We start from the raw sequence: 16,181 nt of genomic DNA on the forward strand, positions 1-16,181 counted from the left end.
TCTGTTACTCCCGATGTTCGCAACAAGACTTTTCCCCCACTTCTGGTACTGGATCATAACCACCAGGGTGGAACGGATGACAACGTAAAATTCTGCAAATAGACATCCAACCACCACGGAACACCCCAAAACGCTCAATAGCTTGGATAGCATACATTGAACAAGTTGGTTGAAAGCGACAAGTCGGCGGAAACAGAGGAGAGATGAATAAGCGATAACCTTTAATTAGCCCAATCAATATTATTTTCATGCCCAAATCGCCTACAGTAGTATTAGGTTTAAATAACAAGAATCACAGTCTCAAAATTATCAGTTGCGTCATTGTTGATTACATAGTTGATTACATTGTTGATTACATTGTTGATGACATTTCTCGGTTTAGAATCTATTCTCCCATTGTGGCAACAAATTTCCGTTGCTGCGGCTTGGGTATTACTTGTTATCTTCGTCGCCTGGTTAGTTAGTCGCTTTACCGACAGTGAACCCGAAATTATCCGTAAAATAGTCCATATTGGCGCAGGTAATGTAATTTTACTGGCTTGGTGGTTCAATATCCCTGCTATTATTGGCATTACATCTGCAATTTTAGCTGGCATTATTACTTTATTATCCTATTTTTTGCCCCTTTTACCAGGAATTAATAGCGTTGGTCGTCAAAGTTTAGGTACATTTTTTTATGCAGTCAGTATTGGGATTTTAGTTGCTTGTTTTTGGTATTTACACCAACCCCAATATGCAGCTTTAGGTATTTTAATTATGGCTTGGGGAGATGGACTAGCGGCTTTAATCGGGCAAAGATTTGGTAAACATAAATATAAACTTTTTGGTGCAAACAAAAGTTGGGAAGGTTCTTTAACCATGACGTTTGTTAGTTTTTTGATGACTGTGTTGATTTTGCTACCAACACAAGGAAACTCTTGGGAAATATGGCTGATATCAATAATTGTAGCTATTATAGCTACATTTTTAGAAGCTTTTTCGTTTCTGGGTATTGATAATTTAACTGTTCCTATCGGTAGTGCAGCTTTGGCTTATGGTTTAATTCAAATATTAGTTTTTAATGGTATAGATTGGGCGAATTTTTATTAAATGTTTATTAAATGTTTATTAAATGCGATCACCACCGCTAAAGTTATAGGGAATAGGGAATTAAGTAAAGAATGTTTTCCCCATCTCCCCATTTTCTATCAACAGGTTAATTCTGCCATTAATTCGGAAACTGAGATGATGCGATCGCCTGATCCCAAATTAGCACCAGAAAAAATTAAACCATTTTCTATGTCTCCACACGCTGCTTTAGAAAGTGCTTGCAGTAAACAATAGGTTTTTTTAGTATCTCTACATAAACAAGATTCTAAACAATTTGCTATACATCTACGTTCTAACAATGATAAATCAGCGTTAGCGCAGCTTATTGAAGATATCGCCATTTCCGCAAAGGCATTTTTTAAAGCACGACTGGGTTTTCCTACTGGACTCGGTACTGTCACAATGTCCTCTGGAGTTGCTCTTAGATGAAATTCTTTATACCGCAAATCAGCATCACATTCTTCTGTAGTAATAAAGCGAGTACCAATTTGTACACCATCTGCTCCCATCCCTAATATCTGATCAATTTCTGTGCGATCGCTTATTCCCCCAGTAATAATTAATGGTATGCTCTTTTCTTGTTGTGCTAAATACTCGCGTAATTCAGTAATTACCCACTCAATGGAAAAACCAGGAAAATTCGCCTGTTCGCACTGTGAAAAATGTCCTCCCACCTTTTGACAATTTTCCAAAATCAAAGCATCAGGTAAACGATTATACTGGCTTTTCCAAGTTTCACAAATTAACTTTGCAGCTTGTACATTAGCAACACTCGGCACTAATGCCACATCAGGATAGTCTACCGTAAATTCTGGTAAAGTCAAAGGTAATCCCGCACCAGTAATAATTAAATTTGCCCCTGCTGCTGCCGCAGTTTGAGCTAATGTCAAATAATCTCTAGTAGCAACTAAAACATTAACACCAATAATTCCTTCTGGGCTAATAATCCGTGCTTTGCTGATTTCATCTTTCAATGCTAACTGATTAGCTGTAAAAAAACTACCCCGTTGGCGTTTGTGAAAATACAGAGAATTTAACCCTATTCCCATTGAAGCAATGACACCCACTCCACCAGCGTTAGCTACTGCACTAGCCAGTTTAGCACCAGATACACCCACTGACATTGCACCTTGAATAATTGGATAGCGGGCAATGTGTTCACCAATTCGCAAAGGATGAAGGATAGACTTTATACCAGAACTATTCATTAATTAACTAAATAACCGTGCAGTGATTGTATCATTATAAGTGTAAATTATGGTATTAATCATATCAGAAAATCATTACTCGTTCCCATACTCTGTATAGGAATGAATTTAAGCAGAGCCTATATCATTGCAATTGTCAATTATCAATTATCAATTATCAATTGTCAATTATCAATTACTAGTTCCCATACTCTGTATGGGAATGAATTAAGAAGTCTCTGACTTCTATTATAGGCAGAGCCTATATCATTGCATTCCCAGTCTGAGACTGGGAACGAGATTAATTATCAATTATCAATTATCAATTATCAATTATCAATTGCGAGTATATCTATGTTTCACACCCACAGGAAAATATTCAGCATCACCAGTAGGTTTTAATTCTACTTGGGGTGTTTGATATTCCACCGTAACATAATTAGCAAACTCACTATTTAAACGTAACAATTGAGCAAGAATAGAATTAGTAATAGTTGCAGTTTTTTCAATGCTACCTTCTACCCCTGGTGCTAATTCCACAACAACAGATAAAAAGCGATTTTTATCTTGATCTTCTTTTACCTGTAACACAAATTTACCCGTTACCCATTCTCTAATTATCGGTTGTTCTAATCCCACAGTCACATTTTCAGGATAAATATTTGCACCAAAATAGGAAACGGTAAAATTAGATCGTCCGAAAACATAAACAAATGGTAATTGATGTATTCCTCTATTTTCACCTAACTCAGCAACCGGATCAAACCCCCATTCAGCTAGGAATTTCAGCATTTCTGAATAACTAATTAACCCCCCATTATCGAAGATATTATATCTAATTAAAGGAATGCCATTATTACCAGAAAATATTAATCTACCGTCTTCAACTTCAAAAAACCGACTACAAGGATCGTACTGTACCAATGTCGGTAAACGAGATTCACTAAATAATGCTTTTGCTGCTTTTGGGTTTGCTGCTAAAAATCTTCTAATACAAATACTTAAAGGTGTTTCATTTCCTAAAACTCCTGCGTCTGCTGTTCCATACATTGACGCAAAATCATAACAAGGATTTTCTGATCCTATTCTTTCACCTACTAAACTCCGCCATTCTTCACTAAATACTTCTCCTGCCATTACTAATTTAATATGATATTGTTTCCACTGTAAACCATTGGTAATTCCCGTATCAATAACATCTTTTAAAAAGGGTGGATATCCTAATAATACAACTTGTTCAAAATTACCACCTAATTCTTGCACAACTCGTAATATTTCGGTTTTATTATTTCCAGGTGTAATGACTGTAATGGGATAACCTTTAGTTGCTAAATACCGACAACAATTGGTAGTGAACATTCCCCCTACCCATGTTCCCAAGGTAAAACAAATTATTGCTAAGGTGCTTTTATTATCTGCATCAAAACTATCATGAAAAATCTGCTCAAACCGGGTGGCTATTTGTAATTCATCATTGAAGAAACGCGGCCAAAATGTGGATTTTCCCGTTGAGCCAGAGGAAGCAGCGATCATATCACAGCTTCCTAATATTCCATCTTGACATAGCTCTGGTAGAGTGTAAAGAGAAATATAATTTTCTTTACAAATAACTGGTAATTTTTGGAAGTCTGCTAAAGTTTGAATTGTTGCCGGGTTGATGTGATGTGTTGCTAAAAACGCTTTGTAAGCTGGTACGGTAGATGATACGGTTTTAAATAGGTTAATTGCGATTTCTTGGAGTGTAGTTTTTTGATGTTGTTCCAGTGTTTCTGCTAGGGGAGTAGAAACAAATTTTTCTAGTTCTTGAATCGCTTTTTGGGTTTTTGGGTTCATAAGTTAGGAGTCAGGAGTTCAGGAGGTAGAAGAACTAGGGCAAGTTAATAACCCAGTCACCAGTCACCAGTCACCAGTCACCAGTCACCAGTCACCAGTCACCACAATAGTTCGTAAATTACCTTTTTGATATTGTAGAACTGTATCAGTATATTGATCTATGTTCCCTACCATGTCCGTCTATTGCAGCAAACAACACGCAAATAATAATGGTAACAGTTTTTGTACTCAGTGCGGAGAATCTTTACCGCTGACTGTAGGACAGGTAATCAATAATCGTTATGAAATTGGGCGTATACTGGGGCAAGGTGGTTTTGGGCGGAGTTATTTGGCGATTGATAGACAAAAAGCCCGTGAAAAGTGTGTTTTAAAAGAATTTGCGCCCCAAGTCACTAAAAAAGAAGATTTACAAAAAGCTCAAGAGTTATTTGAACGGGAAGCGAACGTACTTAAAAAAATCAAACATCCGCAAATTCCCAGATTTCATGAATCTATACAAGCTAAAATTGGTACTAAAGATTTTTTCTTTTTAGTGCAAGATTATGTGGAAGGTGCTAATTATTATCAGTTATTTGAACAACTGCAAACACAGGGAAAATCTTTGAGTGAGGAGGAGGTAATTAACCTTTTACACAAGATTCTCCCGATTTTGAGTTATATTCACTCTTTAGATATTGTCCACCGTGATATTTCGCCTGATAATTTGATTTTACGCCAAAAAGATGGTTTACCTGTGTTGATTGATTTTGGTGGTGTAAAACAATTACCAGCTTATCAGGGTTTTTGGCAGACAAAGTTGGTCGGAAATGGTACTTTATTGGGTAAAAAAGGTTATGCACCAGAAGAACAGTTACTTCAGGGAAAGGTATTTAAAAGCAGTGATTTATACTCGTTAGCGGTAACGGCTTTGGTGTTAGTGACTGGTAAAGAACCTCATTTACTTTATGATAGTTATAACGGGACTTGGTATTGGGGAAAGGAAATTAAAGTAAGTCCGAAATTAACAGCAGTCTTAAAAAAGATGTTGGCATATAAACCAAGCGATCGCTATCAAACAGCAGATCAAGTTATCAAAGATTTACCACCACCAACATCTGTTTCTGGTTCTGTTTCTACAGCTATCCATAACATAAATACTAATCCAAATACTATGCAACCTTCTGTTAATAACAAAAACACTCACCTGAGCAGGTTACAAACAATGGTAGCTGCACCAGGGAAAAAAGTATATAGAACTACTCACATGGCATTGCAAAATATACCGATGCCTATATGGTTGCGTCCTTTTGCTGTCACTTTTACTATAACTATGGGAGTCGGTTTAATTGGTGGTGGTATGTGGGCCTTAGGAAATTTTATGGTAAGAAGTGTTACATCAATTAGTTTACCTAAAGTGGAAGTTCCCGGTATACCATCTATCAATAATCCTACCAATGTGGGAAATAAAAACCGCAGTGTTGAGGAGGTTTTTAACCGTGTGCAAGAGTTGGAAATTTCCCAAGCGGTGTTTACTAAGACAGTAGATGAAAGATTTTATGCTATCAGGCCAGGGTTGCGGGGAAGGGTATTAACAGATAAACCGGAAGATCGGGTTTTACGGGAACAGTGGAATAGTACAGCAGATGAGTTGTTAAAGAAAATAGAACAAGCTAATTTGAGTCAGATAGCACGGAGGAAAATAGGTAGTTATAGTATAGAAGATTCCCAAAAATGGGATAGACTAGCTAAAGCTGGTAGATTAGGTAAATATCGTTCATTTCAGGAGTTAAGAGAGGAAACATATCAAAAATTTGATCCATTGTTTCCTGGTCAAGTGCGTGGGAAACTAAATCAGCAGACTTTTATGCAGTTTTGGTATGCGATCGCCTCTGATAAGGTAGGGAATAGGTGATTGGTGATTGGTGACTGGTGATTGGGTAAAATTGTTAACCTGTTCCCTATTCCCTATTCCCTATTCCCTATTCCCTATCCCCTATTCCCTATTCCCTATTCCTTTATGACTAATCTTTATTGTTCTCAAGGACATCAAAATCCATCCGGTAGTAAGTTTTGTCTTCAGTGTGGTGAGAAGATAATAGAAACTCCTGTCAATAGTGGTATTCAAGCAGGACAAACTTTAGGCGATCGCTATGTTATTGTCCGTCAACTCGGACAAGGTGGGTTTGGGAAAACTTACTTAGCTGAAGATATTAACCGTTTTCGAGAAGCTTGTGTTTTAAAAGAATTTTCTCCCCAGGTGCAAACTCCTTATATTGTGCAAAAAGCAGAGGAGTTATTTCAACGAGAAGCTAGTGTTCTTTATCAATTACAACATCCTCAAATTCCCCGCTTTCGGGAACTATTACGTATTAATTTACAAGGTAAAGAATCTCTATTTTTAGTGCAAGATCATGTAGCAGGTGAAACTTATAATTCTTTATTAAATTCCCGCAAACAAAAAGGTTTAAAATTTACAGAAATTGAAGTTCGTCAGTTATTAGAACAACTTTTACCAGTTTTAGAATATATCCATCATGTAGGTGTGATTCATCGTGATATTTCTCCTGATAATTTAATATTGAGAATTGTGGATCAATTACCAGTTTTAATTGATTTTGGGGGAGTGAAACAAGTCGCGCAAACTGTCGCTTCTCAATATTATCAATCTGGGGTAATTACTTCTGGAAGTAGTGGAACTTTGTTAGGAAAAATTGGTTTTGCACCTCCAGAACAAATGCAAACCGGTTTAGTATATCCTCACAGTGATTTATATGCTTTAGCTGTGACAGTGTTGGTTTTACTGACAGGGAAACTACCACAAGATTTAATAGATACACAAAATTTACAATGGCTATGGCGGCGAGAAATTAGCCTTAGTCCTTTATTGGGGGACATTTTAGATAAAATGCTATCTCCCAGACCAAGCGATCGCTATCAGTCAGCACGTCAAGTTTTAGACGCACTGAATGGAAAAGCAGTTAATAACTCTCCTCCTGTCGCACCTACAGTATATCCAGCTACTCAACCCCCAAAACCCACAACTTCCCCAACCACCGCAGGAACTATTGCAGTTTCTCCTCCCAAAACTCCCGCACCTCCAGCAGTTGCTACTCCCACACCCCAAAATACAAGTATTTGGACTACAACAAATGTATTTATTGTGACTGTGGCGTTATTTAGTAGTATAGGTTTGTTGTGGTGGGGTATTAGTAACCGTGGGAACAACCAAGATGGAAGTAACCCGGATATTACATTAAGTCCTACACCTACAGAAACCCCCACCACCCCGGAAAATAATTTTTCACCTGAAGAAAGAGAACGTAAACAAAGATTGAGCGATCGCCGTCAACAGTTGGGTATAGATAATAACTTTTATATCAGTTTAATCAACCAACTTTTTTGGGAGAAAAACCCCAATATCCAAGGACGTGATTTAAATGATACACCAGAAGACGAAGATTTACGGGAAGAATGGGATCAAATAGCCGCCCAAACCCTAGATAAACTGTCTCTTTTGAGTAGTAGAGCGCGTAGACAAATGGGAACTTATACCCCAGCAGAACGCGATCGCTGGAAAGTAGAAGTTAACCGCAGAAATGTTAGCAGTCGTGCTTTGTATGACTTAGGTGATGCAACCTTTTTCCGTGTATTCCCTGAATATCAAGGTAAAAATTTTATAGAGCAACCCGTTGGGCAAGTTTGGCACGCATTTGTTAATGATAAACTCAATGCTATCCTTTCTAATAGTGCCTTTGCAAGAATAGTATTTGATCCTGGGACTACAGGTAAAACAGTTAGTGGTAATCTACAACCAGGAGGAGGTAAAGTTTTCATCGCTGGACTAGCAAAAGATCAAACAATGGAAGTTAAACTAGATGCTAGTTCTCAGGTGTTATTATCTATTTATTCTCCCTCTGGTAAAGTCACATTTTTAGAAGATTCTACGGTGCGGACTGTATCCAAAACATTACCAGAAACGGGATTTTATGAATTTGTCGTAGTTTCCACAGCTTCTAAATCTACAGATTATCAGTTAACGGTGACAGCAGAAAATCCCCCAGAACCTGAACCTACACCTACAGAAACACCTACAGAAACACCTACAGAAACACCTACAGAAACACCTACAGAAGAACCCACAGAAACACCAGAACCCACACCCACGGAAACACCGTAACCAGTAAATGGGTAGATACAAGTTTGTAAACCGTAAAAAATTCCTTGATGCTTATGAGTGAAAAAATTCAGACCGAAAAAGACAAGTTACACGCAAGTAACAATATAGAAATAAATCAAGATATCGAAACTGAAAAAGTCCTATGTCCCCATTGTAAACGCACTGCTACTAATGGGATTAAATGTAAAGGAATTTGTGTGGCTGATAGTGATTATTAAGAATTGATAATTGATAATTGATAATTGATAATTGATAATTGTGGAAATTAGTCTAAGTATTCAGCTATCAGTAATCAGTTATTCTCTGAAGAAAAACTGAGTTACAGCTATTTTCAGGTAAATGAACCACATTTGATTTAAGTTTCGCGTCAACAATGTAGAGGCGTTCGCGAAGCGTGCTGGAAGCATCAGCATTCGGACAATTAATTATCGGTTTTTACCTAAGACTATCATCCGAATGCTTCGCCCTGACTGTGGTCTAAAGACATGAAAACTGCTGTAATAACAAGGATGCTCCTGTTCTGTCAAATGACATAAGTATTAATGAGAGAAATTTATAACCTATTATTGATGATTTTCTTCTTTTTTGCTGACTGCTAAATGCTGATAGCTGAATGCTTACAAATTAGTTAAGCGTGTAAATTTACTTGTTCTTGTAACCAAGAGTCCACAGGTTGTCCATCTTTACGTTTCAGTTCTATTTCTATTACCATCACTTCTTGAGAACCAGGAGGTGCAGGTTTTTTATGAAAAAAAATCTCATATTCTAACGGGTTTTGATTATGTTCTTTTAACCAATCTTGCACTTTTGTTAAAGCAAAGAATGATTGTCCTTCCGCAAACATTCTGGTAATTTGCATTTGTAGGGTGTAAGGATTAATGCGCCCCATTGTTTACTCCCATTTTTTTACTTTTTTGGTATCTTCAACTATTATAATAGTTTTGTTGATAAAATCAGGTATATTATGAACAACGATTTACTTGCTTTTTTTGCAGGTTTCGCTTTACTCATTACCTATCTCATCTTTTCTGCGCTAACGGAAATGGGTACTAAATTTCCTGGTAAAAGAGATAATAGGTGACAGGTTACAGGTTACAGGTTACAGGTTACAGTTATTAATGATTTAAAATTAGCTAAACTACCAATTTTAGAGAATGTCAAAAATACCAGATCCACAAAAAAATCACATCAAAATTGATCCAGCAACTTTGGTTTTAATAGGATCAGCTTTGATACTTTTACCTTTGTTGTTTGCTGGTTTTATGGGATGATCAATGAACTCGGTTTGCTTAGTTTATTCCATTGCTTCATTCACCGGGAAACGATCAATTAATTGCATTGCTCTTTGGGCATTTTGTCGTAAACTATCAGTAACAAAGGGAACATGAGGAATTTGTGATAATAAGTCTAGAGTACGACGCAACAACCTAACTACATCACCTTCATCTAAAGTTGTATTAGCACAAAGTTGTAACCAGTCCATTCCTAACGCCCATTGTTCTACAACTGCAATGAGTTCAAATTCTAACCAAATAGGTAAAGCTACGTTATGACGGTGTTGAATTTGAAACAGTTTGCGACGAATACCCCTAAGTTTGGCTAAAGCGTCTGCTGTTTCGTTACTGAGGTTAAAACGTACCCGACTATCGGGGCGTGGTGTTTCTGTGACTAAAGATGCTGCTGCTGCTGCTAAGTGATGGGGATCTAAATTATCTAGTTCTCCACTGGCGATCGCCAATCCTAACCATAACTCATTTTCACCCCGAATTGCTGCGGCCATTTGTCCTAGTTCTGTGGGTGCTAAATTATCCAACCCGCCAAAGTGCTGTAATATCTGAATTAAATTCAGAAATTCTTCCCAGTGTTGCTGTGAGTGTTGTTTTACTTGTTCTTCTAACTCTTCTAGTTCCGCTTCTAATTCTACACACCGCGCTCGTTGTTTAAATATGTTGGCAATATTCCCTGATTTATGCAAGGGATGATTTTCTATTTGTGATTGTACTGCATTCACCCGACTCAGTTGAGCAGCTACTTCCGGTGTCATGTACATATATTCGCTCGGATCGGGTATACTCTGAGCGATCGCCTCTGTTGCTGCATTTCCCCGCACTGACTGACCCCGTTTTAAACCTAGTTCATCAGGTGGTAAAATATCCTCTGGTACTTCTACTCTGGGCATCTCTGCATATAAATCAATTACATCTGCTGTTGTCGCTACATACCAGCGGTTATCCTGTCCTAAACAAACTAAGTAAGAAGTAGGTCTAACTTCAGGAGCTTTACCATATAATATAGCCGTTAACGGTAAAGTCGCTGTCATGTTTTTATCTTTTAAACTCAACAGCGTTCCTGTCACGGCAAAATCTAACATCATGGAAAGTTGCTCTTGTCTGTCTTCCCGTGCTTGTTCCTGTAGAGTTTTAAATATATGCCGTTCTACTTTTAAACGCTGCCGCAATTTTTCATAAAGTGCAATTTCATTTTCATCTACTGCGGCTAATTCTGCTTCAATTTTTGCTAACTCTGCTTTAATGTCCGCAATTTCATCATATTCTGGTTTTAAATACAATGTTGCCATGTACTGGCCAAAACTGCGTTCTATCAGTTCCTTTGCTTGTTCTAAAGTATGGGTTTGCAAGAGGTTTAACACCATCCCATAACTGGGAGTAAACTGACTCACCAAAGGATCTGGGGGAGATGTAGCTAAATAAGCAGCTTCTTTTGCACCTTCAAAGGGAGTTTGTAATGTCACAACGTGACCTTGTAAATCCATGCCCCGACGACCAGCACGCCCGGACATTTGCAAAAATTCCGAAGCTTTTAATAAACGATGTCCATTATCAGTGCGTTTAGAAAGGGTAGAAATAACTGTTGTCCGTGCTGGCATATTAATACCTGCTGCCAGAGTTTCCGTAGCAAAGACAACTTTAATTAAACCTTGTTGAAAAAGTTCTTCAACCAAAACTTTCCAAGCTGGTAAAATTCCCGCATGATGCGCCGCAATACCTCTGTACAGGGGTGCAATTTGTCCAGTACGTCCTGCTTCTGGATTACGGGCTAAAAAATCATCAATCTGCCTACGTAATATTTGGGATTCTTCATTATTGACTAACCATAAATCACCCACCTCAGCCACCGCTTTATCACAACCTCTGCGGCTGAAAATAAAGAAAATGGCAGGTAGCATATCCCGTTGTGCCAATTGACTGAGGGTATAAACTATACTTGGTGGTTCTGGACGATTACCTTTACCTCGTTCTCCTATACCCTTTTTACCACGTCTAATTAAACGTTGATTAATTTTAGTTTTGCTGTCATTGAGGAGGGGAAATAAACCTTTAGGGTTGCAAAAGTGAAATTCTAAAGGAACAGGGCGAAAATCAGAATAAATCAGGTCTGTGGGTCCATGAACACGATTTAACCAGTCTGTAAGTTGTTCACTATTCGCAACTGTAGCCGAAAGGGCGACCAGTTGGACTTCACGGGGACAGTAAATAATAGATTCTTCCCAGACTGTACCCCGTTGGCGATCGTTCATGTAGTGGCACTCATCGAGGACTACAGCCTCAACGTCTGTTAAAGAGATCCCGATTTGACCTATGGGTGTGCCATAAAGCATATTACGGAAAATCTCGGTAGTCATGACTATAATCGGTGCATCCCTGTTAATAGAAGCATCTCCGGTTAATAGACCGACCATATCAAATCCGAATTTTTCCCGAAAGTCGCGTAATTTTTGATTAGATAAGGCTTTCAGTGGTGTGGTGTAAAATACACGCTTACCACGGGATAAAGCGCGATAAATAGCGTATTCCCCAACCAAAGTTTTACCCGATCCTGTGGGCGCACAGACAACCACTGAGCGGACAGCATTGAGAGAGGCGATCGCATCTAGTTGGAATTGATCCAACTCAAAGGGAAAAATCGACCCTAAATTAATTTCTGAAGAGGGTGCGGTGTAGTTCACTCAATCATCTTTTGCATCCAGACTATCTACTATCATAACCTGATTGGGGAAGAGGTGATGGGTAATTGGTAATTGGTAATTGGTAATTGGTAATTGGTAATTGGTGGGTTGCGTAGTAGATTATTTATGCGTAAAATTACGCGATTTAAGTCATTGTAATTGCTCTAACCAAAAAGTATCATGTAAAATTCCCTTTATATCTTCAGCAAAAGGGTACTGATCAGGAAAATCGAAACCTTTATATTCTTGACGAACTCCTTCTAAAGCAACTTGCCAGCAATTTGGTAAAACTTCGTTAGCATAGCGTTTAAGACTGGGTGAATCATCAAAAATATCCTGAAGTTCTACGCGAAAATTACGAATTTCTACTTCCCAGTGATGAAATTCTTGAGGAAGTGGTAAATAACAGCGTTTAAGTAGATGTGCCAATAATTGTCTTAAAAAACTTCTCACTTTTTGGCGATCGCTTCTGCCCAAACTTTCAATCTCCTCAATTAAGTTTTCCCAGTCTACATTTTGATAGTTTTTTTCTTTCAATAGATTAACCGTTTCTTCAATCCAGAGAGCATAATCTGTTTTAGTTAGCATAGCATTTTACCTTTTATTTAATTTTACACTTTTATCAATCATTTTACTGTTTCTGCAATTTTGCGTAAGACTCGACACACAGACTCTAATTCACTTTGGGTAGTTAGAGGTGCAAATACTCTTGATATGGCATATTGCTGATTTTGGACTTTGACAAAGACAATATCATCACCATTAGTTAACATTCCAAAAGTAGGCAAATCAGTATTCGGACTGGCTATTAAATAAGCAAGAGTTTGGGGTAATGCTGACCAAACTGATAACATGGTTTTTTTGGACTCTAAAACAATTATCCAAAGGCGATCTTTCAATACTAAAACATCTATTCGACCCTGTAGAGTTTCTTCGCTATCGGTTACTATAATTTGTACAGATTCTTCAGCTTTGATGCGGAAAGGTGGATCGTATAATCCCGCAACGGTCAGCAATGGAGAGACGAGTAATAGCATTACTGTACTTTCCAATAAATGTCCACCGGAACGATGATAAATATAACGCTGCCAGAGAATTTCTAAGTTAGTGCGGTCATTATGGTTAATTTCAGGTAATTGATCATGCCATTCTGTAAAAAAATCCTGAGATTGACTGCGAGTTAAACCAAATCTTTTTTCTGCTTCAGCTATGGTGGTGATGGTTTCAGTAACGGCTAGTCCTTGCATGGTGGATTTTTTCGGTAGTTGTGATTATATTGTCACTGCAACTTTACCAACTTCTGTAGATGGTTCGGGTATGGGTTGTCCATCTTCTTTCAATACTTCCAGATACAATTCTAAATCAGCTACTCTGTTTCTTGTAGGGTATCATCACAAGCAACACATCCAAGTAAATCTTGAACATAAGCTTTTTTTACCCAAACTATATAGCCATCCAAATTAAAGTATGGGAAAATACGGTGGTTATCAGTATTTATTGATAAGCCTTGCACTATTTTCTTTATCACGAATGATTTAGGATTGCTACAGTGATGACCAACAACAACAAAACACAACTTGGATACTTTATAGATTTTGGACTCTGGCAAGATGCACTGGAACTAATAAATTTCCAAATAAAGCAAAAGAGAACTAATCGCCATTTTAATACTTTTAGCCTATTTTATTATGAAAAAATTGATGTAACTTGCCTAAATCATGCTGCACAAGACTACTTCAATATAAAAATATCTAGTAGTCTTTTTTATGGTTTAAAAAAAGAGTTTTCTATTTTCTCATATGTTGTACCGAAGCCAGGACTTGGATTAAGGGATTATAAGTTTTTTACTTACCCAATGAGAGTAGTATATTATGCAGTTGGGCTATATTTACTTAAACTTTCACAGGAATTTGTAATTGAAACCTATAAACAAATTAAAAGTATTAATGCTTTTTACGGTGGCAACCTTAGTTATAAATCTGGCAAGCTTCAATTAAACTCTAAAAATATTTATTATCGTCATTTTCACGAACAATTTAAATCAATAATTAAAGAAGAAACTAAATCAGGTAATCAGGATAAAGTCATTTTAAAGCTTGATATTGAGAATTATTTTAATGAATTATCGGTTTCCCGACTACTTAATCTTCTAAGTAGTTTTATCAAGCCTAGTATTCAGGCTAATATGGCGTATGATATTTTTACAAAAGAACAAATTATATCTCTATTTCAGTTTATATCTAATGGTAAATCTGGAATTCCTCAATCAGATAATAATATAATTTCCAGTTTCATTGGATATTTGTATTTAGTTTTTGGTGATCTGTTTATAGATGATATATTAAGAAAATATAAAGATATTATTGAATCGCATAGTATTATTAGATATACAGATGATATATACATTTCCATAACATTTAAGCCAAATATTAATCAAGAATATCAAGGTTTGTATATTCATTCAATTGCTTCTCAAATTGCTGAAATTTTATATAGCCAGCTTGGTCTTAAACTTAATCTAAAAACTAGGTTGTATCGCTTGTCGAAAAAGGAGGAAAAAGAAGAACTTCTTAAAAATATACGTAAATCATCTCCAAGTGATGAATATTTTAGCAATATCAAGGATGATGATGAGCAAGAAACAGAGGAAGTTAAAGAGGTTGCTGAAACACCTCAAGATAAGCTAAATAAGATATTTAAAGAGCTAAGAAAGATCAAGAAATCTAGAGTTGAGGATTATTTTATAAGAGGTAATTCAGCACAAGAGGAAATTCTTCAAGAGGTATTTGACAAAAGTGTAGAGCAAATACTTGATAAACCAGCCAACAAAAGGAAGATTAAAAACATCTTCAAAAAATTTAATTTTGATCTGGTTAAAGTCCAACCACTCGAAATACTAATTATATTGTTAAAGGATGAAACTGCAACTAATGAATTCAGGAATTTTTGTTTGGATAAAACTATTATCACTACGGGAGATGCCGACTTAATTATTAAATTTCTATGTCAAACCAATTTTGATGACGAAAATCAAAATCTTCTTCAGAAACTTCGACAGAATGTTCATATGAGTAATATTGTTGATGTTTTCCTTAAAAAAGAACTTAATTGCAATAAACCTGGATACTATAATTTAGCTTGTATGCAGATGAAAAAGCTTTCAGAGATGCCGGATGTATTAGAGCAAACTCGACTGAGAATTTTAAGTGAGAGAAATACATCCTATTCGGTTGCTCTTAATCATTTAGTTAATGAAATCCATGCTGTTTGTATCAAACAGGAAAAAGCAAATAAAAAAGATTACGATGTTAACAATGTAGTCAAATTTTTGCAATCGCAAGGCATTCGACATGAAATATGTATAAAAATAAGAAACTTATTTGATCGCAGAAACTCTAATAGTGTGTCTCATCCTGGTTCTGATGGGAGCCTTGCTTGGGAAGTTACAAAAGAAGAATATCTAGATTATTATGAGTATGTTGGGCAATGTTTAGATGTTATTTTATAACCCACCTTCCGCACCCCCAGATGTCACAATTGGTAATTTCGGATTTTTGAATACTTCAAAGGATGGTTTTTATACAAAAATGCAGAAATTTTAGATAGCGATTGCCTACGGCACTGACGTAGCCAATCGCCAATATCAAATCTCCAAACAAGCAATTTTTAGTTATGTGACAGTTCAGGGTGCGGAATGTGGGTTAAAAAGTTAGTGCGATCGCAAATTTTATAGAGTCCGTTAATGAATCCCTTACAAGTGCTTGCAGATTTTGCTGCTTACTTAGCAAATGCTGAAAGTGAAGCTGCCACTCAAGAACTTTTGGCAATTCCTGGTTTGCTAGAACGAGTGAAGCAAAATCAAACCACCCCTAAAACCCATTACACAAACTGGAAAAAACTTCGATCTGATGTATGAAGCTCTGCTAATAATTGCATGAAAATATTGATT

The 16,181-nt window shown here is 36.8% G+C and carries 13 protein-coding genes; 6 read left to right on the plus strand and 7 right to left on the minus strand.

What is annotated here, in order from left to right:
- Window positions 1–4: 4 nt before the first annotated feature.
- On the minus strand, window positions 5–250 hold the full coding sequence (gene yidD / locus FFR48_RS03165; protein WP_096572559.1) for a membrane protein insertion efficiency factor YidD: 246 nt from the start codon (window positions 248–250) through the stop codon (window positions 5–7).
- A gap of 107 nt (window positions 251–357) precedes the next feature.
- Between yidD and FFR48_RS03170 the strand changes: the two genes are divergently transcribed.
- Entirely contained in the window at window positions 358–1,089 is a 732-nt protein-coding gene (locus tag FFR48_RS03170) for a diacylglycerol/polyprenol kinase family protein (protein ID WP_371851421.1), read from the plus strand.
- Between the two features lie 98 nt (window positions 1,090–1,187).
- On the opposite strand, the gene FFR48_RS03175 is transcribed toward FFR48_RS03170, so the two are convergent.
- Window positions 1,188–2,297, minus strand: a complete 1,110-nt coding sequence (locus FFR48_RS03175; protein WP_137666351.1) for an NAD(P)H-dependent flavin oxidoreductase — start codon at window positions 2,295–2,297, stop codon at window positions 1,188–1,190.
- 315 nt (window positions 2,298–2,612) lie between these two features.
- Window positions 2,613–4,109: a phenylacetate--CoA ligase family protein gene (locus tag FFR48_RS03180; RefSeq protein ID WP_137666352.1), complete on the minus strand. Its 1,497-nt coding sequence runs from the start codon at window positions 4,107–4,109 to the stop codon at window positions 2,613–2,615.
- A 172-nt stretch (window positions 4,110–4,281) separates the two neighbouring features.
- On the opposite strand from FFR48_RS03180, the gene FFR48_RS03185 reads away from it, so the two are divergent.
- The 3 genes from FFR48_RS03185 to FFR48_RS28880 all read left to right on the plus strand — a co-directional run bounded on the left by FFR48_RS03185 (window position 4,282) and on the right by FFR48_RS28880 (window position 8,483).
- The gene (locus tag FFR48_RS03185) at window positions 4,282–6,000 is read left to right on the plus strand and encodes a serine/threonine-protein kinase (protein WP_137666367.1); all 1,719 of its coding nucleotides are present in this window, start codon (window positions 4,282–4,284) and stop codon (window positions 5,998–6,000) included.
- A 105-nt stretch (window positions 6,001–6,105) separates the two neighbouring features.
- Window positions 6,106–8,265, plus strand: coding sequence for a serine/threonine-protein kinase (locus tag FFR48_RS03190; RefSeq protein ID WP_137666353.1), 2,160 nt, complete (start codon window positions 6,106–6,108; stop codon window positions 8,263–8,265).
- A gap of 53 nt (window positions 8,266–8,318) precedes the next feature.
- Window positions 8,319–8,483, plus strand: a complete 165-nt coding sequence (locus FFR48_RS28880; RefSeq protein WP_190347062.1) for a DUF8639 family protein — start codon at window positions 8,319–8,321, stop codon at window positions 8,481–8,483.
- A gap of 410 nt (window positions 8,484–8,893) precedes the next feature.
- Here FFR48_RS28880 and FFR48_RS03195 read toward each other — a convergent pair whose 3' ends face one another.
- From FFR48_RS03195 to FFR48_RS03210, 4 genes are all read right to left on the minus strand, one after another.
- Window positions 8,894–9,154 (minus strand): hypothetical protein, encoded by a 261-nt coding sequence (locus FFR48_RS03195; protein ID WP_096565554.1) that lies wholly within the window; start codon window positions 9,152–9,154, stop codon window positions 8,894–8,896.
- A 405-nt stretch (window positions 9,155–9,559) separates the two neighbouring features.
- On the minus strand, window positions 9,560–12,232 hold the full coding sequence (locus FFR48_RS03200; protein WP_137666354.1) for a DEAD/DEAH box helicase: 2,673 nt from the start codon (window positions 12,230–12,232) through the stop codon (window positions 9,560–9,562).
- 150 nt (window positions 12,233–12,382) lie between these two features.
- A complete protein-coding gene (locus tag FFR48_RS03205) occupies window positions 12,383–12,820 on the minus strand; it encodes a DUF29 domain-containing protein (RefSeq protein WP_096572558.1) in 438 nt (145 codons plus the stop codon).
- A 38-nt stretch (window positions 12,821–12,858) separates the two neighbouring features.
- A complete protein-coding gene (locus tag FFR48_RS03210; RefSeq protein WP_137666355.1) occupies window positions 12,859–13,479 on the minus strand; it encodes a type I restriction endonuclease in 621 nt (206 codons plus the stop codon).
- Between the two features lie 305 nt (window positions 13,480–13,784).
- Between FFR48_RS03210 and FFR48_RS03215 the strand changes: the two genes are divergently transcribed.
- Together FFR48_RS03215 and FFR48_RS03220 are read left to right on the plus strand one after the other, a co-directional pair.
- Entirely contained in the window at window positions 13,785–15,740 is a 1,956-nt protein-coding gene (locus tag FFR48_RS03215; protein WP_137666356.1) for an AbiA family abortive infection protein, read from the plus strand.
- A gap of 234 nt (window positions 15,741–15,974) precedes the next feature.
- Window positions 15,975–16,148: a hypothetical protein gene (locus tag FFR48_RS03220; RefSeq protein WP_162501836.1), complete on the plus strand. Its 174-nt coding sequence runs from the start codon at window positions 15,975–15,977 to the stop codon at window positions 16,146–16,148.
- Window positions 16,149–16,181: the final 33 nt, after the last annotated feature.

This window comes from Sphaerospermopsis reniformis (genome assembly GCF_005402885.1).
Taxonomy (GTDB): domain Bacteria; phylum Cyanobacteriota; class Cyanobacteriia; order Cyanobacteriales; family Nostocaceae; genus Sphaerospermopsis; species Sphaerospermopsis kisseleviana.

Coding starts and splice junctions, on each gene's coding strand:
- FFR48_RS03210 (WP_137666355.1), bottom strand. CDS start 13,479: ATGCAAGGACTAGCCGTTACTGAAACCATCACCACCATAGCTGAAGCA.
- FFR48_RS03205 (WP_096572558.1), bottom strand. CDS start 12,820: ATGCTAACTAAAACAGATTATGCTCTCTGGATTGAAGAAACGGTTAAT.
- FFR48_RS03175 (WP_137666351.1), bottom strand. CDS start 2,297: ATGAATAGTTCTGGTATAAAGTCTATCCTTCATCCTTTGCGAATTGGT.
- FFR48_RS03220 (WP_162501836.1), top strand. CDS start 15,975: ATGAATCCCTTACAAGTGCTTGCAGATTTTGCTGCTTACTTAGCAAAT.
- FFR48_RS28880 (WP_190347062.1), top strand. CDS start 8,319: ATGAGTGAAAAAATTCAGACCGAAAAAGACAAGTTACACGCAAGTAAC.
- FFR48_RS03215 (WP_137666356.1), top strand. CDS start 13,785: ATGACCAACAACAACAAAACACAACTTGGATACTTTATAGATTTTGGA.
- yidD (WP_096572559.1), bottom strand. CDS start 250: ATGAAAATAATATTGATTGGGCTAATTAAAGGTTATCGCTTATTCATC.
- FFR48_RS03185 (WP_137666367.1), top strand. CDS start 4,282: ATGTCCGTCTATTGCAGCAAACAACACGCAAATAATAATGGTAACAGT.
- FFR48_RS03195 (WP_096565554.1), bottom strand. CDS start 9,154: ATGGGGCGCATTAATCCTTACACCCTACAAATGCAAATTACCAGAATG.
- FFR48_RS03180 (WP_137666352.1), bottom strand. CDS start 4,109: ATGAACCCAAAAACCCAAAAAGCGATTCAAGAACTAGAAAAATTTGTT.
- FFR48_RS03190 (WP_137666353.1), top strand. CDS start 6,106: ATGACTAATCTTTATTGTTCTCAAGGACATCAAAATCCATCCGGTAGT.